The organism is Enterococcus sp. AZ197 (genome assembly GCF_050556405.1).
Lineage (GTDB): Bacteria > Bacillota > Bacilli > Lactobacillales > Enterococcaceae > Enterococcus > Enterococcus faecalis.
The window spans coordinates 1776230-1799126 of sequence record NZ_CP187873.1 but is presented as its reverse complement, the minus strand read 5'-3'; the positions used below and the strand labels follow the sequence as shown (position 1 = coordinate 1799126).

Annotated in this window: 18 protein-coding genes; all 18 read left to right on the top strand. The window is 34.1% G+C overall.

Annotation, left to right across the window (positions count from 1 at the left end; genetic code table 11):
* The first annotated feature begins 18 nt into the window (after nucleotides 1–18).
* Nucleotides 19–1320 (top strand): EpaQ family protein, encoded by a 1302-nt coding sequence (locus IGK82_RS08725; protein ID WP_010709668.1) that lies wholly within the window; start codon nucleotides 19–21, stop codon nucleotides 1318–1320.
* A 105-nt stretch (nucleotides 1321–1425) separates the two neighbouring features.
* Nucleotides 1426–2823: a sugar transferase gene (locus IGK82_RS08720; protein ID WP_025194136.1), complete on the top strand. Its 1398-nt coding sequence runs from the start codon at nucleotides 1426–1428 to the stop codon at nucleotides 2821–2823.
* Nucleotides 2824–2957: 134 nt separating this feature from the next.
* Complete coding sequence (locus tag IGK82_RS08715; RefSeq protein WP_002379610.1) at nucleotides 2958–3716, top strand: glycosyltransferase family 2 protein; 759 nt, start codon at nucleotides 2958–2960, stop codon at nucleotides 3714–3716.
* Nucleotides 3717–3731: 15 nt separating this feature from the next.
* Nucleotides 3732–4580, top strand: a complete 849-nt coding sequence (locus IGK82_RS08710; protein WP_010709667.1) for a LicD family protein — start codon at nucleotides 3732–3734, stop codon at nucleotides 4578–4580.
* 242 nt (nucleotides 4581–4822) lie between these two features.
* A complete protein-coding gene (locus IGK82_RS08705; RefSeq protein WP_002378509.1) occupies nucleotides 4823–7504 on the top strand; it encodes a DUF5776 domain-containing protein in 2682 nt (893 codons plus the stop codon).
* 461 nt (nucleotides 7505–7965) lie between these two features.
* Nucleotides 7966–8670: an IspD/TarI family cytidylyltransferase gene (locus IGK82_RS08700; RefSeq protein ID WP_002378508.1), complete on the top strand. Its 705-nt coding sequence runs from the start codon at nucleotides 7966–7968 to the stop codon at nucleotides 8668–8670.
* Nucleotides 8671–8683: 13 nt separating this feature from the next.
* Entirely contained in the window at nucleotides 8684–9742 is a 1059-nt protein-coding gene (locus IGK82_RS08695; protein WP_002378507.1) for an NAD-dependent epimerase/dehydratase family protein, read from the top strand.
* A gap of 1 nt (nucleotide 9743) precedes the next feature.
* Nucleotides 9744–10724 (top strand): glycosyltransferase family 2 protein, encoded by a 981-nt coding sequence (locus tag IGK82_RS08690; RefSeq protein WP_010708829.1) that lies wholly within the window; start codon nucleotides 9744–9746, stop codon nucleotides 10722–10724.
* A gap of 32 nt (nucleotides 10725–10756) precedes the next feature.
* Nucleotides 10757–12163: an O-antigen ligase family protein gene (locus IGK82_RS08685; RefSeq protein WP_223302463.1), complete on the top strand. Its 1407-nt coding sequence runs from the start codon at nucleotides 10757–10759 to the stop codon at nucleotides 12161–12163.
* A gap of 1 nt (nucleotide 12164) precedes the next feature.
* Nucleotides 12165–13382 (top strand): CDP-glycerol glycerophosphotransferase family protein, encoded by a 1218-nt coding sequence (locus tag IGK82_RS08680; protein WP_010709665.1) that lies wholly within the window; start codon nucleotides 12165–12167, stop codon nucleotides 13380–13382.
* A 75-nt stretch (nucleotides 13383–13457) separates the two neighbouring features.
* The gene (locus IGK82_RS08675; protein ID WP_002407481.1) at nucleotides 13458–14873 is read left to right on the top strand and encodes a lipopolysaccharide biosynthesis protein; all 1416 of its coding nucleotides are present in this window, start codon (nucleotides 13458–13460) and stop codon (nucleotides 14871–14873) included.
* 40 nt (nucleotides 14874–14913) lie between these two features.
* Nucleotides 14914–15879 (top strand): GDP-mannose 4,6-dehydratase, encoded by a 966-nt coding sequence (locus tag IGK82_RS08670; protein ID WP_025193537.1) that lies wholly within the window; start codon nucleotides 14914–14916, stop codon nucleotides 15877–15879.
* Nucleotides 15876–17687: a DUF3329 domain-containing protein gene (locus IGK82_RS08665; RefSeq protein ID WP_010709663.1), complete on the top strand. Its 1812-nt coding sequence runs from the start codon at nucleotides 15876–15878 to the stop codon at nucleotides 17685–17687. Before IGK82_RS08670 ends, IGK82_RS08665 begins: the two co-directional genes overlap by 4 nt.
* A 108-nt stretch (nucleotides 17688–17795) precedes the next feature.
* Nucleotides 17796–18542 carry a glycerophosphodiester phosphodiesterase gene (locus IGK82_RS08660; protein WP_002362094.1) on the top strand — a complete coding sequence of 249 codons (747 nt, stop codon included), beginning with the start codon at nucleotides 17796–17798 and terminating at the stop codon, nucleotides 18540–18542.
* The gene (miaA, locus tag IGK82_RS08655; protein ID WP_002388241.1) at nucleotides 18543–19472 is read left to right on the top strand and encodes a tRNA (adenosine(37)-N6)-dimethylallyltransferase MiaA; all 930 of its coding nucleotides are present in this window, start codon (nucleotides 18543–18545) and stop codon (nucleotides 19470–19472) included.
* A gap of 3 nt (nucleotides 19473–19475) precedes the next feature.
* The gene (hflX, locus tag IGK82_RS08650) at nucleotides 19476–20717 is read left to right on the top strand and encodes a GTPase HflX (protein WP_002398066.1); all 1242 of its coding nucleotides are present in this window, start codon (nucleotides 19476–19478) and stop codon (nucleotides 20715–20717) included.
* A 201-nt stretch (nucleotides 20718–20918) separates the two neighbouring features.
* The gene (locus IGK82_RS08645) at nucleotides 20919–21302 is read left to right on the top strand and encodes a MerR family transcriptional regulator (protein ID WP_002388239.1); all 384 of its coding nucleotides are present in this window, start codon (nucleotides 20919–20921) and stop codon (nucleotides 21300–21302) included.
* A 42-nt stretch (nucleotides 21303–21344) separates the two neighbouring features.
* Nucleotides 21345–22685 carry a type I glutamate--ammonia ligase gene (gene glnA, locus IGK82_RS08640; RefSeq protein WP_002356929.1) on the top strand — a complete coding sequence of 447 codons (1341 nt, stop codon included), beginning with the start codon at nucleotides 21345–21347 and terminating at the stop codon, nucleotides 22683–22685.
* Nucleotides 22686–22897: the final 212 nt, after the last annotated feature.

The following is a 22897-nucleotide window of genomic DNA, read 5'->3' as shown; positions in this document are numbered from 1 at the left end:
ATGGAATGAGGTTTGAATATGGGAAAAGTATTGAATAGAATCGGTCGACTTATTTTATTAGTTACAATGATCGGCTCGTATACGATGTGGGTCGTAGGAATTGATGCGCCAGTCACAAAATATATGTATGCCAATAGTTCAATTTTATTATTAATAGCAGTAATACTTGTACTGCTATTAAATTGTACGAAATTAAAATTTATTGACTGGCTAACCGTTGCGTTGGCGTTAGCCACCTGGCTCTTGTTTCACTTTACGGAATCAATCCGTCATAGCACAATGCAAACAGATACAATGATTCCTTTAATTATTTTGTTGGTCCTTTGTTTTAAAGTTTGTGTCTTTGACCGTGTGGATCAAACGCTTTTATTAATTGTCTCTTTAGTTGCTTTGAGTGCGACTTTGTATCGGATGTCCGTGGAGTTGCCACAGTTGATTCCAGCAGACGAAATTTTTAAAGAATCAAATAAACTAGAAAGTATTTGGATTAATACCAATACGATTGGTGCAACGTTGATGTTTTCAACAATGATGGCCAGTAGTTTGATCAAAGCATATAGAAATAAGGTTTTTAACCTGCTGCTTTTACCTGTATACATTGGTGGTGTTTTAGGTACATGGGTCAGTCAATCCAAAACCTCTTTTGCCATTTTAGTTGGTTTTATTCTGGTGGATAATCTTTTACCAAAACGTTTCTTGCAACGTTCGAAAGTTTGGCTGTTTGGTTTTGTCGGAGTAGCTGCATTGGGACCATTGTTATTTTACTTATGTGCGGAATCGGATACTGTGGATTTATTTACAGGAAGAGAACGAATTTGGCATGAGTTTTTTGCTAAATGGTTATCTGATCCTCAACATATTAAAGTCGGTATGGAGCCTTTTGTGGCCTCATGGAAACCGCTGGGGACACATAATGCTTTTCTATTTACGTTAAGTAATTTTGGTGTCATTGGCTATCTGATTTTATTTGGTTTTTTAGTCAGTATGATTTTATTGATTGGTTTCCGCAAAAAAACATTGGATTGTTTGCAAGTTAGTTTACTTTTAGGCTTCCTTTTAATCTGGATTCATTCATTTATGGAAGATATTTTATTAGCGCCTCATTGGATGCCGATAGTTTATAGTTTCCTTGGGCTAGCCTTCTACTTCCGGCCAGAGAAAAAACGAGGAAGACATGAAAGACCAACGACACCTAAAAGAAGAAAACGAGTGAAACAAACAAGTCCTGTTAGCAATGAAGAGCGCCCGATAGCACCTGTTGACGAAGAGGGCTGGGACCAACCTGAAGAATTAAGTCGTGTCCAAAGACATCGCAGATAATTTTCATCCTATAGAACTTTCTTGTCCGCTGACATTATGGTAATATAGGGGTTGCATGTTATTACAAATAATGTAATTACTGGAAGTGAAGAGAGGAAGTTTTTAATGACATCAAAAAGTGAATGGAGTAATGCAAGACGAATTGTAATTATTTTAGCAGACGTTTTGCTCTATAATTTATCAATCATCTTAGGGTTTATGGTGAAATTTGGCCGAGAAATTCCTTCATTTAACTTTGTGGCTTATGAAAAATCTGCAATTTACATTTCAATCTTTTTTATCTTTTTGAATTTGTTGTTAGGTGCGTATATTTTTTATAATCGCAAAATTAGTGACATCATTTTTGTCACGGTGATTGGTCAAATTTTAATGACTTTAACGATTATGATTGTGACATTTGCCGGACGTTGGTTTACGTTCCCACGTTCTGTTTTAGGATATTCCTTTATAATCGGAATTATTGTTCTAAGTCTTTGGCGAATTCTTGTTTATTATCTTTACTTAAAGGTCAGCAATGAGCGAAAAGTTGTTTTACTAGGTAAAGAAAATCAAGTTATGCGGTCAATTCAAAACTTTATGTCTGATAAAAATAACAAGCATAAAGTAACGAGCGTTGTTGTCAGCAATTACTATGAAAACTTAAAAAAAATTATCGATGAAATCGATATTGTTTATATTTCAAGTAATGTTGATGAGAACGAAAAAGTAAAATTGTATCAATTAATTGTCAAACACAAGAAAAAAATCTTTTTAGATACAAGTTTTGAAAATCTAATTATGTTAAAACCAAACATGATGAACTTTGAAGATGAAAGTATTATCGAAGTCTCAAGTTTTGAAATTCAACCAGAAGAGAATTTTATTAAACGTTTATTCGATATTTTAGTCTCTGTTTGCCTATTTGTGATTACCTCCCCCTTAATGCTTATTGCAGCGATTTTAGTCAAAGCAACCTCACCGGGACCAGTGATTTACAAACAAACTCGGATTACATTAGATCAACGTGAGTTCTCGATTTTAAAATTTAGAACGATGTCGGCAACAGCAGAAGCAAAATCAGGCCCAGTCTTATCTACAAGTGACGACAGTCGCGTCACTACAGTTGGTAAATACTTGCGCGCTTTACGTATTGATGAGTTGCCACAACTAATCAATGTTATTCGCGGGGATATGTCCATTGTCGGACCACGTCCTGAACGACCATTCTTTGTTGATCAATTTAATCAGGAAAACCCGAATTACTATTTACGTCACAATGTACGTGCGGGGATTACTGGCTATGCCCAAGTTTATGGGAAGTATGCTTCTGACTACAATAGTAAATTGAACTTTGATTTACTGTACATCAAGAATTATTCATTGCTATTGGATATGAAAATTCTGCTTCAAACCATCAAAATTCTCTTTGATAAAGTATCATCAAGAGGATTGGATGAGTCTGAAGAACGTGAAGAATTGACGATGGATTATTGTAAAGAGAATGCTATTAGAATTTACCGTTAAAAGTTTGAGACATAAGTTATTTAAGCTTATGTCTCAAACTTTTTTTGGAAACAAGGAACGTTGAAATAATAAAAGAGCTATGCGATAATATAAACTGTTACATTCTTACATAAAATGCAACGAGGAGTGAACAAATGGAAACAGCACTTGTTTCAATTATTATGCCCATGTACAATGCTGGCAAATTTTTATCAAAATCTATTGAAAGCGTTCTGGAACAAACCTATCAGAATTGGGAATTATTACTCATTGATGATGGAAGTAAAGATGATTCTATTGATATTGCACTTGCCTTTATGGAAAAAGATTCAAGAATCTTTTTACTGAAAAATGAACAGAACATGGGCATTGCAAAGACCAGAAATAAAGGAATTGAAGCTTCAAAGGGACAATATATTGCCTTTTTAGATAGTGATGATTTATGGCTTCCTAATAAATTAGAAGTTCAAGTCAAGTGGATGGAAGAAAAAAAACTTTTATTTACATGTAGTTCTTATTTTGTATGTAATGAAAATGGCAACATTACTCATGAGCGTAATTTTAGTGAGGGACCACAAACCTATCAAGATCTTTTAAAAACAAATACTATCGGCTGCTTAACAGTCGTAGTCGAATCTAATCTGCTTAAACGCCATTTAATGCCGGATTTAAAACATGAAGACTATGCTACTTGGTTAAACATTTTGAAAGAAATAAATACGGTCTATTTTATTAACGAAAAATTAGCCATTTATCGTAAGCTAACCACCTCTACATCTTCTAACAAATGGAATACAATCAGTTGGGTTTGGAAAATTTTGCGTCAAAATGAACAGTTTTCAGTTATTAAAAGTTCATTCTACTTAATGCGTTTTTTATTCTATACAACATTTAAATATGCAAAGAATGAATAGGGAGGAAAAGGAAAAGTGGAACAAACAACACAGACGCAATTAGTAAAAATTCAACAAGTCGTTTTACGCATGTCAAAATATTTTGTGGCTTTTTGTGAAGAACATAATCTAACCTGTTATTTTTGTGGAGGCGGTTGTATTGGAGCAATCCGCAGTCAAGGTTTTATTCCATGGGATGATGACTTAGATTTCTTTATGCCAAGACCAGATTATGAAAAATTAAAAGTGCTTTGGCCTAAATATGCAGATACAGAACGTTATCCATTGTTAGTTGCTTCAAAAACTTATAATGATCATAATTCATTTATGACAATTAGGGATACACAGACAACGTTTATTAAAACCTATCAAGATGGATTAGCGATTCCTCATGGTATTCCTATCGATATTTTTCCTTTAGATGGTGCGCCAAAAGGAAATTTTCAAAGGAAGAAACAAAAAATTTGGGCATTAATTTATGCTTTATTCTGTTCACAAGTGGTACCAGAAAAACATGGTGGCATTTTAGCAACGGGGAGTCGGGTATTATTGAATATCTTTCCATCGAAAAAGGTTCGCTATCATATTTGGTGCTTTGCTGAAAAAAGAATGACTAAGTATTCCTTCGGCTCCACTCCTTATGTTACAGAATTATGTGTCGGACCACGCTACATGGGTAATATTTATCATTTGGAAGATTTTAAATCTGCTATTTTTGTTCCATTTGAAGATACAAAAATGCCAATACCAGTGGGCTACAAGCGCTACTTAACAGAGGTTTTTGGGGATTATATGCAATTGCCACCAGAGGAAGATCGCCAACCCCATCATGAAGCGCTAATTGTTGATACTAAAAAATCGTACACAGAATATCTTAAAAAATAAATAAAAGATGAAAACAATCGATTAAAGATCTGTTTTCATCTTTTTACCATTTAAAAGTAAAAAATTGATATAGGAATGTTAAAAAAGCGTAATTGAATTTGAAATAAAGGTATGAGATAATAATTGGTGTTAGTTTTAAAATGTGAAAACAATTAGTTGAAGGTTATAGGATACACATTTTCGAGAGCGAATGGCAAGTGTTTAAGAAAGATACATATTATTAAATATATAAGGAGAGTTTCATGAAAAAAATCATTTCAGGTATGTTAATTTGTACCGTATTATTAAATAGTTTTAGTGTGATTGCATCAGGAGAAGAGCTTGTAAAAACAGAAACAACGGGGGAGACTGGCTTGGTCACTCAAGCTACGTCAGAAACAACGACTAATTCAACGGAGGATACATCTTCTGTTACAGAAGAAAATACCTCTGAAAGAGATAGTTCTACTTCAAGCACAAAAGAAGAGTCTCTTGATTCTTCAACAAATAGTACAACGGAAGAACATTCTTCTGTTTCAGAAACAAACACAACAGATAGTAAAACAGAAGCATCACAAAGCTCTGAAGTAGAAAAAAAGACCATTGACCAAGATGAAGCGGATTATCAAGAAGCAGCACGTGAAGGAACGAACCATAAAAAAGGAACATATGCTATGAAAAACGGCATTTCTTCTAGGGTAGCGCGAGCAACAGTTGCGAACGTCTATGCGAATGATCCTAATTTGCCTGGCAAGAATTTTATTGACGTTTCTAGTTGGAATGGAGACATTTCAGTAGCTGAATATCAAAAAATTAAAAGCTATGGTGTAACAGGTGTCTCGGTTAAATTGACAGAAGGAACTTGGTATGTTAATCCATATGCTGCGGGCCAAATTAGAAATGCCAAAGCTGCGGGCTTAAAAGTTTCAGCATATCACTATAGTATGTATGTCTCTGCTGCGACAGCACAAGATGAAGCAAGATATTTTGCTCAGGCGGCGGCTAACTCTGGCTTAGATAAAAATACCATAATGTTTAATGATGCGGAAGATCCAACGCTTACAAACAATGGGCGAAACGCCCATGCTAATTCTGTTGCGTTTAACCAGCAATTAAAGGCACTAGGGTATAAAAATGATGCGTTGTATGTTGGCAAATGGTGGTTAACAAATGGCTATATCGACACCTCCGCCTTCGGAAGAGACAGAGTATGGGTAGCGCAATATCCATATACTCCAGATAGTTCCATGCAGTGGAATAATGACCATGGTGCTTGGCAATGGTCTTCGCAAATGTATTTCCCTGGTTTAGCTAATTATGAAGGGCGTCCGTTTGATATTTCCATGACCTATAGTAATTTTTTAAATATGGGTAATAGTAGTGGGCCTGACTTAAGTAAGTATTACACAACTAATCCAGGTCGAGTGATCATGAAAAATGACGATACTTTTTACCAAGATGTGGCGTTTAGAACTCCTAGTTGGCGAGTTAAAAAAAATACACTAGTTACCATTAAGGGGATTGAATATAGTTCAGCAGGAATTCCTAGATTGGTTACAGATCAAGGTTATTTAACAGCAAATAAAGGTTATGTATTAGCAGCACAAAGCAATATTGATTTGTATTTTACGACAAATCCTAAAAAAGTTCGTTTGAAAAGCGATGATTATTTCTATGCTGACCCAGAATTTAAGCAAAGGTTGTCTAAGGTTTCGAAGGGAACAATAGTAGAAGTTGAAGATTTAGCTTATACTCAAAGTGGTATATTTCGATTGAAAACAGCGAAAGGATATTTGACTGCAAATAAAAATATAGTTGAACAATATAAAGGGTTAGAAGATATTTACTACACATCTAATCCTGGACAAGTAATTACCAGAAATGAAGATACCTATTACAAAGATGTAGAATTCAAGACAAAAGCAAATAAAGTAACTGCAGGCAGTGTTTTAAAAGTAACTGCTATTGAGAAAACAAAATCAGGAATTCCTAGATTGAAGACGGCAAATGGGTATTATTTCACGGCTAACAAGAACTATGTAGTAGCTACTGGATCTTGGATTGCCAACTATCATACGGTTAATCCAGGGCAAATTATTATGAAAAATAGTGATAATTTTTATGGGGATCCAGACTTCTTATATAAAGGATCGGCTGTTTCCAAGGGAAGTTTAGTTCCTGTTGTGGGAATCGAATACCGTGAAAATCAAGTTCCTCGTTTGATTACCCAAAATGGTTATTTAACAGCGAATAAAAGTTATGCCCAAAAAGTTGTACCAAATATCAAAGATTATCTATATGATTATCCAGAGTATGTAGTTATGAAAACAAATGATTATTATTATCAAGATGTAAATTTCAGTAAAAAAGGTGAGTCTGTTTCCAAAGATACATTAATCAAAGTTTTAAGTGTTGATTATACTGAAAACGGATTGCCTAGATTAAAGACTGCAAAAGGCTATATAACTGCTAACAAAACATATGTTACAAAATTGGTATCAAATTCAGATAATTACTTTACTGAAAACCCGCACCAAATTATTATGCGAGTGTCAGATAAACTATATACTGATGTAGAGTTTAGTAATGCTAGCAGAACCTTATCCTCTGGGACTGTCGTTCCAGTTAAGGGCATTGAGTATTCCTCTAATGGTGTTCCTCGCTTGAAGACAGAAGAAGGCTATCTTACTGCAAATAAAAACTATGTGACAGCTGCTGGAAATACCAATAACAATTACTTTGTTACTAATCCAAAAAAAGTTAAGCTCTTAATTGATGATAGCTTCTACAATAATGTTGAGTTTACTAAAAAAGGACAGGCCGTTAAGAAGAATACGATTGTTGAAGTTGAAGCAATCGAATATACGAATAATGGTATACCAAGGTTAAAGACGAACCAAGGGTATTTAACTGCTAATAAGTGGTATGTAGCAAAAGTAGGTTAAGCTCTCCGTCAATAAACAGCCTAATTAATTAAAGTAAAGAGAATATTTGAAGGGTTAACTATATATTGACATCTTTGTTGAACTTATTTTTATACGAGTTCGACAAAGGTGTTTTTTTATAGAGAAAAAGATTTTATTGGTCAAAAATTTTCGCTATTTATAAAGGGGCTAAAAGTGTTGTTAAAATTGATGAAAAGCATAACAATCATCTTTTTATTCAATCAATATCTAAATAAAAAAAGAAATACGATAAAGCCTAAGACTATTAAAATATATAAAATAAAACACCGCCAATATTTACAGTTCGATTAAGGTCTACGATAAATTATTGAAACTTACTGATAGTTATGAGAAAATGTAAAAGATTGAATGCAGTTTTGGCTGTGTTGATGAATATATAAGTTAAACAAAATTGAAATAAAACTAGTTGTTGACTAGTTAGAGAAAGGATTTTGTATCAAATGATTACAGCTTTAATTATTGCCGGTGGGGTCGGTAAACGAATGGGGCAGGAGATTCCTAAACAATTTATTATGGTAGAGGAAAAGCCAATCATTATTTACACATTGGAATCTTTTCAAAAGCATCCACTCATTGATCGAATCTTAGTTGTGTGTAAAAAAGGTTGGGAACAAACACTAGATGCCTATGCAAAAGAGTACCATATTGACAAATTACAATGGATTATCCCAGGGGGGAATTCTGGTCAAGAATCAATTAACAATGGGGTTAATTTCTTAAAAGAACATTCAAACCCAGAAGATACTATTGTTATCCATGACGGAATTCGTCCATTAGTTGATGAATTAGTTTTATCTGATGTAATTGTTAAGTGTCAAGAATACGGCAATGCAGTGACTTCGTTGCCATATAATGAACAAATTTTTGTAAAAGAAACTGAGGAAACAACTCGACAATATATTAATCGTGAAACATTACGTCGCGTGTCAACGCCACAAGCCTATAAATTTGAAAAATTAACTTGGGCTTACGAAAAAGCATTCCGTGAGAATATTGGTATTTCTGAATCGTCATATACGAATACTATGATGGTGGATTTAGGCGAAACATTGTATTTTGCTTTAGGCTCAGATAAAAACATTAAGTTAACCACACAAGATGACTTACAGTTATTTAAAGGCTTCTTGAAAATGAAAGAAGAGTAGTGGAGGGGATACCATGTTATTTACAGACGATAATTATTTATCAGACGTTGAACGAGTTTTAGAGAAGACACCAGATTGGACGAAAGTAACTAATAAATCTGTTTTTATAACTGGTGCTTCAGGCATGATTGGGACCTTTTTAATTGATGTGCTTATGTACCAAAATAAAACGAGAAATGCGAATATTTCGATCTGGGCGATGGGACGAACATTGTCGCGTTTAGAAGAGCGATTTACTAGTTATCTAGAAGATCCGTTATTCCATATAGTTATCGGAGATGTCACAGAAGAAATTCAGATAGCAGAAGCTTGTGACTATGTGTTGCATTGTGCTAGTAATACACATCCTAAATCATATGCCAGTGATCCAATTGGAACGATTATGACCAATATTGCTGGTACGCAGCATATTTTAGATTATGCGGTCAAAGCGAATAGTGAAAAAGTGTTATTTTTATCAACTGTTGAAATCTATGGAGAAAATCGTGGAGATCTTGATAAATTTACGGAAGACTATTGCGGCTATATTGACTGTAACACGCTACGGGCCGGTTATCCCGAAGGAAAAAGAGCAAGTGAATCATTATGTCAAGCCTATATTCAGAAATATGGTATTGATGTTGTTATTCCAAGAATTAGTCGTACTTTCGGGCCTACGATGTTACTTTCGGATAGTAAAGCTTCTTCTCAATTTATTATGAATGCAGTCCATAAAGAAAACATTGTGTTAAAAAGTGCAGGGACCCAACTATATTCTTATGCATATGTTGCAGATATTGTATCTGCTCTTCTGTTTTTATTAGTTAAAGGGCAAAAAGGGGAAGCTTACAATGTTTCAAACGAACATTGCGATATTACGTTACGTACTTTTGCGGAAACATTAGCCAATGTGGCTGGAACAAAAGTGATTCATGGAGAAGCCACCGCCCAAGAAAAACAAGGGTTTTCTAAAGCAACAAAAGCACTACTAGACAATCAAAAAATCTATGCATTAGGTTGGCGGCCACTGTACGACAGTATGGAAGAACCATTAAAACATACAATTAAAATTTTAGAAGGTAGCGGAAATTGATATGCCCAAAATTAGTATTATTGTTCCTGTATACAATGTAGAAAAATATTTAGAAAAATGTGTACGCTCTATTTTAGCTCAAACGTTTACTGACTTTGAATTAATTCTGGTGGACGATGGCTCTCCAGACAGTTCTGGAGCAATGTGTGATCAGTTTGCTGAACAAGATCAACGGGTAAAAGTTATCCATAAAGAAAATGGTGGACTAAGCGATGCTCGCAATGCTGGAATTGAGATAGCGACAGGTGAGTATTTAGGTTTCGTAGATAGTGATGATTACATTGCGGATGATATGTATGAAACGTTGTATAATCAGATAGTAACTTATGAAGCAGAATTAGCTACTGTTGGGATGATTGATGTTTATGAAAACAGAGAATCTCGACTAACGGATAAAAAAGAGATAAAAATTTTGTCTCAAAATGAGGCAATTCAAGCAGTTCTTGATAGTACAGATGTATATGCTTATGCTGTTAATAAGCTATATAAAAAAGAACTTTTCAATAAAGTTAGATATCCAAAAGGAAAAATTGTGGAAGATGCATTTATCATTATAGAATTACTTTTACAATGCCAAAAAATTGTTACGAATACAGAACAAAAATACTATTACTATCGTAGAGCTGATAGTATTACTGGTTTGTCTTTTTCGGAGAAAAATTTTGATGTTATTGAAGCATGGGAACACAATGGAGTTTTAGTAGACAACAGTTATCCTGAACTAGCTGAGTCTGTTCATAGAAGGATTTGCTGGGCATATTTTGATGTCCTAGATAAGATGGCAATTAGTAATGAAAAGAATTTTAATGAGCAGAGAGAATCAATAAAGAGATTCTTATACTCAAATTTCACTTTCGTGATGAAAAATCACGTGTTCACTAAAGGTCGCAAATTATCAATGCTAGCATTAAGAGTCAATGATTCTTGTTACAATGCATTAGCAAAATTTAAATATAATCATTTAACTAAAAAAAATGATTAAACAATAGATACGTCAGGAGAAGAATGAATTTTATGGATACAAAAGAAAGCTATTTTCTTCAAAAAGGGAAAGATATTTTTATTATTGGTTTATTTTTGCTATTAATGGCTAGAGCTGTAGGAGCCTATAGTTTATTGCCTTCTAAAATTGATAATGTATTATTTTCAATGCTAGCTCTTTTCGGAGCCATTGTCTTAGCTGCTGATTTTTTCACAAGGATATTGAAAAAAAATCGTTGGACGTATGATCCATTGCTTCTTTTCTTCATGGTTATTATGCTTATATCCAGTATTGTCAATATAAAATATGGTATTTTTGGGAATTTAAAATTTATCATTTGGGAAGCTTTGTATTTCTTTATTATTTATGACAACGGAATTAGTGCAAGTAAGAAAAATACTGATACCTTATTATCAATAATAAGTAGTTTATTAATTACAGTATGGACAATGTTGGTAATTGTATCACTTGGGATGTTTCTAACACAGTATCATTATTCTATTCAGTTAAGTCGAGTGAATCCATTAAGGATAGGAATGTTAGAAGGAAGACTGTTCGGTGTCTTTTCAGATCCTAATTATGCTTCTGTCATGTGTGTCGTTACAATTTTTTTAAGTTTATATTATCTATTTAGCAAAAAATATACTAACAAGTGGTTACTATCGGGAATTATTTTGTCAATCTTTTTAAATGTGAGTTATATTATTTTGTCTGGTTCTAGAAATGGACTGATCACTTTATTAATGACGACATTTGTTTTTGTTTTCTTTGGGATGTATCAATACCAAATGAAAAAAGAAGTTAATCTATTTATTTCTGTATTGATTTCTATTTTTAGCGGCTTGGTAGTCATTGGAGCTGTATATTTAATAACAAAATTAATTAAAGCAGGTTGGTCTTATTTTCCACAGTTTTTTGACAAGAAAGAAGTATCTGGAAAGCTTGAAGGAAGAGTTGACTTGACCAGACCAGATGTTGCTAAGAGTACTGATGTTTCAAACTTGCGTTTTACAATATGGAAAAGTGCTATAGAGATATTTCAATCAAGTTGGTTATTCGGAACTTCACCGAAAAACATGATTGCTTACGCACAAGATATTTTACCTAATACGTATATTGCTCAACGAAATTTTTCAGTCCATAATGCTTATTTAAATACTTTAGCATCTACAGGAATTTTAGGAGGAATTACTTTTGTAGTATTTCTTTTAGGTAAAGTTGTTAGAGTAATAAAGTATTTATTTAAACCGATTACTAATTTCTTGTCTAGCAGAATTTTTTATTGTATTTGTGGTGTGTTCGCTCTAGCTTTTTCAGGCTTTTTCCATAATGAAATGATTTTGGTAAATATCTCAGGTGCCTTTTTATTCTGGTTTTTACTAGGTAAAATTTTAGGTGATTTTGATGAAGTAAATAAGATTGAAGACAAGAGGGAATAGTATGATTAATCAAGTTGAGTCAAAGCTATCTAGACTATTGTTTGTTTTCAAAAGTCTTTTTCTTAGAGTAGGAAGGTATGCAGTATTTTATTGCTGCTATCCTTTTTTGCTAATGAGACCAATTAATAAAAATAAAATAGTTGTCTCAAGTTACTTTGGAAAAGGATATGGAGATAACCCTAAATATATTTGTGAATATCTTTTATCAAAGCGTAGTGATTTAGAAATAGTCTGGTTATGTAAACCTGAAGTGCTGAAAACACAAGCTAATCTATTTCCAAAAGAAATTAGATTGGTGAAAAACAAATCTGTAAAAGCATTGATAGAACTCTTTACTGCAAAAATTTGGATAGATAACTCTAGAAAAAGTTTTTATCCGCCAAAAAGAAAAAATCAATTTTATTTGCAAACGTGGCATGCTGGTTTTGGATTAAAGAGAATTGAAAATAATGCTGCTGAAAAATTAAAACCAAGATATGTAAAATTAGCAAAAAAAGATTCTAAAATGTGTGATTTACTGGTATTTGAAAGTTCTAGTTTATTTAAAGATATTGGAAAGATGTTCTGGTATGATGGAGAAATATTCAGAGAGGGAGTTCCTAGAAATGACATTATCGTAAACAATGATCCAGCAATTATAAAAAAAGTATACAACTACTACGATTTATCAATGAAAAAACGTATTATATTATACGCGCCAACGTTCAGAGCGGGACAATTAGTGGAAGTTAATGCTTTATTTTTAGAAGAAATAAGAAAAACATTTTCAGAGAAGTTTAAAGAAGAATATGTGCTATTTGTTCGCCTGCATCCAAATGATACGGAAAATAAGGAATTGATATTAGGAAACCTGAAGAATCCTAATATTATTGATGCATCAAGCTATAATGATATGCAAGAGTTATTATGTGCAACGGATACGCTCGTAACAGATTATTCATCTACTATTGGTGAGGCTTTAGTTTCTAATAAGAAGTGTTTTATTTATGCTTATGATTATGAAAAATATAAAAAAAATCGTGGGTTAGTAATGGACTTAATAGATTTGCCGTTCCCAGTAACGTTTAATCAAGGTGGATTTATTGAAAGTGTCAAAACTTTCAACATGGATGATTATCTAACGAAAGTGACAGCGTTTAAAGATAGATTAGGTATTTCAGAATCTGGTCATGCAAGTCAATCATTGGGTGATCGATTATTGGAAGAGATGTCCAAGTAATAATATATGAGGTATAGTAAAAAATGATATATTTAAAAAGTTTAAATTCATTCCGAAAGGTCGTAGAGTACCGTTATGAGTAAATATAAAAAATTAGTAGGAAATTCATTTATATTTGCAGTGGGGAACCTAGGAAGTAAATTAATCTCTTTTGTTTTAGTACCATTGTACACTTACTATTTAACGACAAAAGAATATGGTCAAGTAGATTTAGTAACAACAACAGTTAGTTTAATGATTCCAATTGTTTCTGGTGGCATTTCTGTTGCAGTTTTGCGATTCGCTTTAGACAAGGAAGTAGATAAAAAATCTGTTGTTACTAATGCTACAGTTATTGCATTAATAGGAATTTTGCTGACTGCCGTATGCTATCCGTTGTTGGCAGCGACAAAGGCTTTTGACAAAATTTTATTGGCATTTTTGTTTTTATTGGCATTTCAAGTATTTACTCAAATTATTGCACAATTTGCTCGAGGTAATGGTCAAGTACGCGTATTTGCTTTTAATGGAATGATTAAAACTTTAGCGATTGGCTTGCTAAATATTTATTTTCTAGTTGTTTTAAAAATGGGACTAAATGGGTACTTGATTTCGCTTATTTTAGCTGAAATAGTTTCATTAATTTACTTGACTATAACGACTCCATATTTCAAGGATTTTTCTGTTAAGTTAATCAGTAAATCGTTCATGAAAGAAATGCTATGGTTTTCTATTCCGACAATTCCTAATGATGTATTATGGTGGTTTGTTAATAGTGCTAGCCGTTACTTTATCCTTTATTTCTTAGGGGTTAGTGCTAATGGTATTTATGCCGTTGCAAATAAAATACCTTCAATTATTTCGATGATGCAGTCTGTATTTTCTCAAGCTTGGCAAATCTCTTTAGTTGATGAACGAGATTCTGAAACACGAGGAGAATTTCATGCAAATATATTCAAGTATTATAGTTTTCTTCTGTTTCTTACGGCATCTTCAATTATGGTTATTTTAAAATGGTTATTAGCTAATTTAGTGCAGAGTTCATATTTTATTAGTTGGCAAGTTACCCCGTTTCTACTAGTTTCCGCTATCTATTCCGGATTCATTGGTTTCTATGGTCAGTTTTATATTGCCGAGAAAAAGACAAAAGGATTAATGAATACTTCAATTGTTTCAGGTGTTTTAAGTATCATTTTAAATTATATTTTTATCTCTCTTTTTGGGTTGATAGGTGTTGGTTTGGCTTCGATGATTAGCTTGTTTGTGGGGTGGATGATTCGAATTTATGATACAAGTAAGTTTATTACTGTAAAAATAAACTTTATGAATTTAATTGCTAATCATGTTGTTTTAAGTGTTCAAATTTTATTAATTTTCTTATTTAATGGATCAGTATTAATGGTTTTACAGGCCGTTTGTTTGGTTATTTTATTAGTTGTGAATTTAGAAATAGTCAAAGGTTTGTTTGAAACAATTAAAAAATTTATGTACTCTAAAAAGAAAAAAGATTAATAGTTAATTTATAAATGTTTGATTGAAAGTGGGGAGTAAAGTGGAAACATTCCTAATCACAGGCGGCGCCGGCTTTATCGGCTCAACCTTAGCAAATTATTATAGTAAAGACAATCAAGTTGTGGTCATTGATGATTTATCAATGGGCCAAACTGAAAATTTAAACGCATCTGAAAATATCACGTTTATTGAAGGTAGCGTGACTGATCAACAATTAATGGAAAAAGTACTGCGAGAGTATCAGTTCGATTACATTTTTCACTTAGCCGCGATTGCTAGCGTAGCAGATTCAGTAGCGCGTCCAGTGGAAACACACCAAGTGAATTTTGAGAGTGTGTTACAATTACTGGAATTAATTCGGAAATACCAGAAAGATTTAAAACGTTTGGTGTTTGCTTCTTCTGCAGCGGTTTACGGCGATGAGCCAACTTTACCAAAACAGGAAGAATCAGTAATTCGTCCATTAACACCTTATGCGGTGGATAAATTTGCTTCTGAAAAATATGTGTTAAACTATTGTCATTTATATGATGTTCCAACAAGCGCTGTTCGCTTCTTTAACGTTTATGGGCCAAACCAAAATCCTAATTCACCTTATTCTGGCGTTATTTCGATTGTGATGGACTCTTACAAACGCTTATTAGCCAATCAAGAAGTGACATTCAATATCTTTGGTGATGGAAAACAATCTCGTGATTTTGTCTTTGTTGAGGACGTGGTTCAAGCGTTGAATCTTGTCGCTCATTCTGACCAATCACTTGGGGAAGTATATAATGTCGGAACAGGGAAAGCAACCGATTTAAATGAGTTAATATCTTCTTTAAATGATATTATGAAAGTCACTTTGCCAGTTGAATACAAAGAAGCACGAGCTGGGGACATCAAAGATTCCTTAGCGGATATATCTAAATTACGTACCATTGGTTATGAACCGAAATATAGTATTCAATCTGGTTTGGATAAATATGTTAATTATGAATTAAAAGCGGAAGGTAAGCAGAGATGAAAGTTAAATTAAATAAAAAGAAGATATTTATATGCTCAATTATTATTACATTTTTGGTGATGCTTACTTTAAATAATTTAACACCATTACTTGCAGATGACTACGAATACCTTTATAAAACGAAAAGTTGGATGACAATACTGATAGATGAATACAATCAATACATGACATGGACCGGACGTTCAGTGGTCCATATAATTGCAAGAATATTTTTATTGTTACCAAAAGGAATTTTTAATGTTTTTAACGCTTTGGCATACACAATAGTAACATATTTAGTTTATAGACTTACTTTACAAAAGCAAGATGAAAAGTATAATTCATTTAGATTTATTATTATTCAAGTGCTATTTTGGTTGTTTACCCCAGCCTTTGGAGAAGTGTTTTTGTGGGAGACAGGCTCAGCTAATTATCTTTGGGGAAGTTTAATTATTCTTTCGTTCCTTTATGTGTATCATAGAGAAATCATTGAAGAACACGTCTTTACGAAAACAAAATTAATGATTTTTTTGATGTTTGCTTTAGGAATTTTGGCTGGTTGGTGTAATGAAAATACCTCTGGAGGAGCTTTGCTTATCGTTTTAGGGTATCTTGGCTGGCAGTTTTATACAAAACGAAAGCTTTCTTTATGGATGTTCACGGGTGTTGCTGGTAATGCTATAGGTTTGGCGTTAATGGCTTTAGCACCAGGAAATAAGATTCGCGCTACTTATTTTGCTAGAAGTACTTGGTCTTTACCAAGAAAGGCCATGACAGGAATCATTACAATATTTGAACAAATGAAAGAAAATTTATCATTATTTTTAGTTATACTGATTTTGTTGCTTGTTTTATATACTTATATTAGTCAAGATAAAAAAAGAGTATACCTAAGTGTTGTTTATTTTGTTTCTGGAATGGCTACTATGCTAGTTTTAGCCATCTCTCCAACGGCATTAACTTATGGACGTTCATACTATGGGGCTGTATTATTCTTGATTATCGCTTTTTCTATGTCACTGCCAAATTATAAAGTAAATATCAGGTTTTCTCCAATTTACAGTGTTTTGTATGTGATTTTGGCATGTACATTCTTCATGAACGTAATGGTTGGTGTAAGTGATATATTCTTGTCAAAATTGGATTTGACAAAACAATATAGTTATTTAGTTGAGCAAGAGAAAAAAGGAAATATCAATCCTGTGTTTCCAGATATATCATATAGTAATACAACAAAATATTCAGCTTATTCTAATCATTTATCGCATGTAAAAACTAATTCAGATGCACAAGTTAATCGTTCTGTTGCAAAATATTATGGCTTGGAGTCTGTGCGAAGTGTTTCAGAAAAAGATTGGGACAATATATATAGAAATGGAAACCCAGAGTTGATGAATATTTTTAATCTTAATGATTATTTACAAAAATTAATTGATACGCAATATACTATTTTATTAAGTGGTTATGGTAATCAAGTCTATCTTTCACAAGCGGAAGAGTCGCTTTTAAAAGACTTGGGGCTAGGCGTAAAATTCGAAGGTAACAATGCATGGACTTTAAGTGCAGTGATTTCAAAAGACAATAAAACAGTTGAAACAAATGCAGAATTATCGAGACTATCTGGTAAATTTGAAGCTTTAAATTATGATGTATTCTCAAGTTATACTAATTATGAAAATCAAACATTCGCTTCTGTAAAAATAAATGATACAGAAATGTCTAGAAATAAAAAAGGTTTGAACTTTGTGATTATTGATAATAATACTAACAAAGTTATTGATTCGGTAAATTTTGATATTACAGAAAAAAATGCTCCAGGAATGCGTTAGTTGTTATATATTAAAAAGAAGCCACTCATTTGTGAGAGGCTTCTTTTTTCTACATTATTTGAACCCACCTCACTCCAATGGTACAATAAACAAGATTGGAGTGAGAGCATGACAGATATTATTGCACATCGAGGAAGTAAAGGCACCCATCCTGAAAATACGTGTATTGCTTTCAGAGAGGCTGTTCGTGTTGGTGCTGAAGGAATTGAATTAGATGTTCACCTTTCTAAAGATGGTTATTTAATCGTTATGCACGATGAAACGGTGGATCGTACGACAGATGGTCATGGTGAAATCCAACAGTTAACATTAAACGAATTAAAACAACTAGATGCTGGAAGCTGGTTTCAGAAAAATCCTTCTGTTCAATGTGTTCCAACATTGGAAGATGTTTTAAATTGTCTTGTAGAAGAACAATTCAATGGTTTTTTGAATATTGAACTTAAAACGGATATTATCCATTATGAAGGAATTGAGAAAAAAGTCGTCCAACAAATGAAGCAAAAAAACTGGCCGTTTCGTTATTTATATTCCAGTTTTTATTTTCCGAGTTTAGTTAAATTAAAAAAAGCTGATCCTAAGACAGAAATTGCCTTTATTTATGAATCTGCAGAGGATTTAAGTCAAGCGGGACCGGCATTCGCGCTTGTCGATAGTTTACATCCAAAAATGTCTTGGGTGTTGGCTCATGAAAAAGAACTTATCGCAATTGGCAAACCGCTGCGGCCGTGGACTGTTAATCGGATGGAAGAAATGGAAAATTGTTTTCAGCTAAAATTGGCAGGCGTTCATACAGATTTTCCTGAGGAAGCAAAATTTGCTCGTCAAAATTGGCAAGAAGAAGGAGAAACATAATTGGAGAAAGTATTAGTTATTGTAGGACCCACTGCGGTGGGGAAAACAGCATTAAGTATTGCTTTAGCAAAAAAATTTAATGGTGAAATTATTAGCGGTGACTCCATGCAAGTTTATCGCTCGTTAGACATTGGCACCGCTAAAGTCACAGAAACAGAAAAAGAAGGAATTCCTCACTATTTAATTGATTGCCGTGAAGTCAGCGAAACATATTCTGCCGCTGATTTTCAGAAAGAGGGTCGTCAAAAAATCAAAGAAATTACTGAAAAAGGGAAACTACCAATTATCGTTGGAGGAACAGGTTTGTATATTCAATCACTCCTTTATGATTTTCAACTAGGAAGTCGTGAGATAGATGACTCGCCTGAAATTAGAGAAACGTACAATTTATTTGCGGAAGAAAAAGGGAATCAAGCTTTATGGCAGTTATTACAACAAAAGGATCCTCTAGCGGCTAACAGCATTCATTTTAATAATCGCAAAAAAGTCATTCGTGCGTTAGAGGTCTTTGATAAAACAGGTTATAGTATTTTGACCCCGAAGGAAAAACCAGCTCGTCTCTATGATTATTATTTGTTAGGTTTGGAAACAGATCGCGCTTTATTGTATGAGCGTATTAATCAGCGGGTGGATCAAATGATGACAGAAGGGCTGTTGGAAGAAGCAAAACAGATGTTTCAGCAACCACATGCACAAGCAGCTCAAGGTATTGGCTATAAAGAATTTTTCCCGTATTTTTCCGGTGAACAATCATTAGAGATGGCGGTTGAAACAGTCAAACAGCAATCGCGGCGATATGCCAAACGTCAATTGACTTGGTTTAGAAATCGAATGGCTGCGCATTGGTGGAATTTGGTTCAGCAGCCAACAGATTTGCCCAAGTTGGAAAAAGAAGTAGCGGAATGGCTACAACAGAAGGAGAGTGAGTAGGCGATGACCACTCATGAAAAAGTGATTCTAGTAGGAGTTGAGACGGAAAAAAATTATCAGACATTTTCTGCATCAATGGAAGAACTGGCGAATTTAACGGAAACCGCTAATGGAGAAGTGGTGTTTGTTTTAACGCAAAAACGACCACAAGTTGATCGACAAACCGTAATCGGTAAGGGGAAATTGGAAGAATTAATTCAATTAATAGATGCCTATGAAGCGGATCTTGTGATTTTTAATCATGAGCTCACACCTCGCCAAAATCAACTGTTATCTGAAGCGTTAGCTGTGCGAGTAATTGATCGTGTACAATTAATTTTGGATATCTTTGCTTTGCGTGCGCGCTCCAAAGAAGGAAAGTTACAAGTTGAATTAGCACAATTGGATTATTTATTGCCTCGCTTGGCTGGTCAAGGAAAACAGTTGTCCCGACTTGGAGGAGGTATTGGGACACGTGGGCCTGGTGAAACGAAATTAGAGTCGGACCGCCGACACATTCGAAATAAAATCTTAGGCATCCGTCGTGAGTTAAAAGAAGTCACTGCTCATCGTGAACGAAGCCGCCAGAAAAGACAAAATTCAGAACTATTTCAAATTGGCTTGATTGGTTATACCAATGCTGGCAAATCAACCATTCTCAACATGTTGACAACAGCAGGAACTTATTCAGAGGATCAATTGTTTGCAACGTTAGATCCTTTAACCAAAAAATGGCAATTGCCTCAAGGCATGGAAGTTACGCTGACCGATACGGTTGGCTTCATTCAAGATTTACCAACACAACTGATTGAAGCCTTTCAGTCGACATTGGAAGAAAGTCGGACGATGGATTTACTGCTCCATGTGGTGGATGCAAGTGCGCCAGATCGGTTACAACATGAACGCACAGTTCAAACATTGATGAAAGAATTAGCGTTGGAAAATATTCCGTGCTTGACGGTTTATAATAAAAGAGATCAAGTGGACAGCAAAGAATTTGTCCCAACCTTATTTCCCAATGTATTGATCTCAACTAAAATTCCTGAAGATAAAGAACGACTGGTTCAAGCTATCCGTGCCCAAATGATGGAATTACTCGAGCCTTATCAATTAGAAATTAGCCCAACTGACGGACAACTATTAAGTGAACTTCGCAGGATGACACTAATGGTTTCAGAAGAATATGCTGAAAATGAAAATCGGTATATCGTGAAAGGCTTTGCAAAAAAAGAGTCTAAATGGTTGGCTGAATCCGAAAAAGAATAAAAATGGTAAGTTGATTAGAAATGATTTGTAAAAACAAATCATTTCTATTTTTTTGATTAGTAGGAGAAAATCAGCCGTGAAAAGATGGAAAAGTCCATATTTATCAGGTTTTTTGTTTTATGTTAGAAAATCTAACATAAGTTCTTGACAATTTGTCATTCTATTGTTATTCTAAGAAATAACTAAGAGAGGAGGATGGAGATGAGAGAAAAAGAGTTACGCCGTTCCATGTCTGTTTTTCCAATTGGTACAGTTATGAAACTAACGGATTTGACCGCTCGACAAATTCGCTACTATGAAGAACAGGGATTGATTCATCCAGAACGTAGTGAGGGCAACCGACGCATGTATTCTTTAAATGATATTGATGTTTTGTTAGAAATTAAAGATTATTTATCTGATGGATTGAACATGGCAGGGATTAAGCGTGTGTATGAAATGAAATTAGAAGAACAAAAAAACACCGCCGAGGCAACTCGTCCGTTAACCGATGCAGATGTTCGTCAGATTTTATACGACGAAATCCTTTCGCAAGGAGGACTTACTCAGCAAAATCCGTTCCAATCGAATGTACCAAGGCTTTAACGTTTCAGCAGCCAATAAAAATGAAGGATGGGGATCAGACCGATGACAAGAAAAGCCAAAACGGCAGAAGAGATTAAACATATTGCAGAAGAAGAAAACGTACGTTTTTTACGACTAATGTTTACCGACATTATGGGAACAATTAAAAATGTTGAAGTTCCTGTGAGTCAGCTAGATAAAGTATTAGATAATAAAATGATGTTTGATGGGTCATCCATCGAAGGATTCGTTCGTATCGAAGAAAGTGATATGTATTTATACCCTGATCTATCTACATGGATGATTTTTCCGTGGGAAAGCGACCATGGAAAAGTTGCGCGCTTAATTTGCGATATTTACAATCCTGATGGTACCCCTTTTGCCGGAGATCCCCGCGGTAATTTAAAACGCGCCTTAGCAGATATGAAAGAATTAGGCTTTACTTCGTTTAACTTAGGACCAGAACCAGAATTTTTCCTATTTAAATTAGATGAGAATGGTGAAATTACCACTGACTTGAATGATAAAGGTGGCTATTTTGATTTTGCGCCAACCGATTTAGGTGAAAATTGTCGCCGTGATATTGTTTTAGAGTTAGAAAGTTTAGGCTTTGAAGTGGAAGCTTCGCATCATGAAGTAGCACCTGGTCAACATGAAATTGACTTTAAATATGCGGATGTAGTTGATGCTTGTGACAATATTCAAACGTTCAAATTAGTTGTGAAAACTATTGCGCGCAAACATGGCTTGCATGCAACATTTATGCCAAAACCTTTGTTTGGAATTAATGGTTCTGGCATGCACTGCAATATGTCATTATTTAATGAAGAAGGTAATGTTTTTTATGACGAGTCAGGAGAGATGGGCTTAAGCCAAACTGCGTATCATTTCTTAGGTGGTTTATTAAAACATGCCCGTGCCTATACTGCGGTATGTAACCCAACAGTGAACTCTTATAAACGCTTGGTCCCAGGTTATGAAGCACCTGTTTATGTAGCTTGGAGCGGCAGAAATCGTTCACCACTCATTCGAGTTCCTGAATCTCGTGGTTTATCGACTCGTTTAGAGTTACGTTCTGTCGATCCTTCAGCGAATCCGTATTTAACAATGGCTGTCTTATTACAAGCAGGTTTGGATGGTATTCGTAATGAACTTACACCACCGCCAGCAGTTGATCGTAACATTTATGTGATGAATGAGGAAGAACGTCAACATGCACAAATTGAAGATTTGCCATCAACCTTACACAATGCCATCAAAGAATTACGTAAAGATCAAGTAATGATTGATGCATTAGGTCGTCATATTTTTGCCAATTTTGTAGAAGCGAAACGAATGGAATGGGCAGCCTTCCGTCAAACCGTTTCTGAATGGGAAAGAGAACAATATTTGGAGTTGTACTAAAAGCCGTTACTTTTAATAATCTTAATGTTTAGAAAGAGGAAGATAAGTCGAAACGCTTATCTTCCTCTTTCGTTCTTTAGTTTGTGAATGAATAGATAATTTCTATTTCACAAAATAAAGTAATTTTAATTCAGTGAAATAGTTTGTTTATAGGGGAAAAAGGGGGTTTTTCTCAATTTCTCTTTTATTTTTAAGCAAAAAAATTGACAAAA

Coding starts and splice junctions, on each gene's coding strand:
- IGK82_RS08725 (WP_010709668.1), top strand. CDS start 19: ATGGGAAAAGTATTGAATAGAATCGGTCGACTTATTTTATTAGTTACA.
- IGK82_RS08720 (WP_025194136.1), top strand. CDS start 1,426: ATGACATCAAAAAGTGAATGGAGTAATGCAAGACGAATTGTAATTATT.
- IGK82_RS08715 (WP_002379610.1), top strand. CDS start 2,958: ATGGAAACAGCACTTGTTTCAATTATTATGCCCATGTACAATGCTGGC.
- IGK82_RS08705 (WP_002378509.1), top strand. CDS start 4,823: ATGAAAAAAATCATTTCAGGTATGTTAATTTGTACCGTATTATTAAAT.
- IGK82_RS08700 (WP_002378508.1), top strand. CDS start 7,966: ATGATTACAGCTTTAATTATTGCCGGTGGGGTCGGTAAACGAATGGGG.
- IGK82_RS08695 (WP_002378507.1), top strand. CDS start 8,684: ATGTTATTTACAGACGATAATTATTTATCAGACGTTGAACGAGTTTTA.
- IGK82_RS08690 (WP_010708829.1), top strand. CDS start 9,744: ATGCCCAAAATTAGTATTATTGTTCCTGTATACAATGTAGAAAAATAT.
- IGK82_RS08685 (WP_223302463.1), top strand. CDS start 10,757: ATGGATACAAAAGAAAGCTATTTTCTTCAAAAAGGGAAAGATATTTTT.
- IGK82_RS08680 (WP_010709665.1), top strand. CDS start 12,165: ATGATTAATCAAGTTGAGTCAAAGCTATCTAGACTATTGTTTGTTTTC.
- IGK82_RS08675 (WP_002407481.1), top strand. CDS start 13,458: ATGAGTAAATATAAAAAATTAGTAGGAAATTCATTTATATTTGCAGTG.
- IGK82_RS08665 (WP_010709663.1), top strand. CDS start 15,876: ATGAAAGTTAAATTAAATAAAAAGAAGATATTTATATGCTCAATTATT.
- IGK82_RS08660 (WP_002362094.1), top strand. CDS start 17,796: ATGACAGATATTATTGCACATCGAGGAAGTAAAGGCACCCATCCTGAA.
- hflX (WP_002398066.1), top strand. CDS start 19,476: ATGACCACTCATGAAAAAGTGATTCTAGTAGGAGTTGAGACGGAAAAA.
- IGK82_RS08645 (WP_002388239.1), top strand. CDS start 20,919: ATGAGAGAAAAAGAGTTACGCCGTTCCATGTCTGTTTTTCCAATTGGT.
- glnA (WP_002356929.1), top strand. CDS start 21,345: ATGACAAGAAAAGCCAAAACGGCAGAAGAGATTAAACATATTGCAGAA.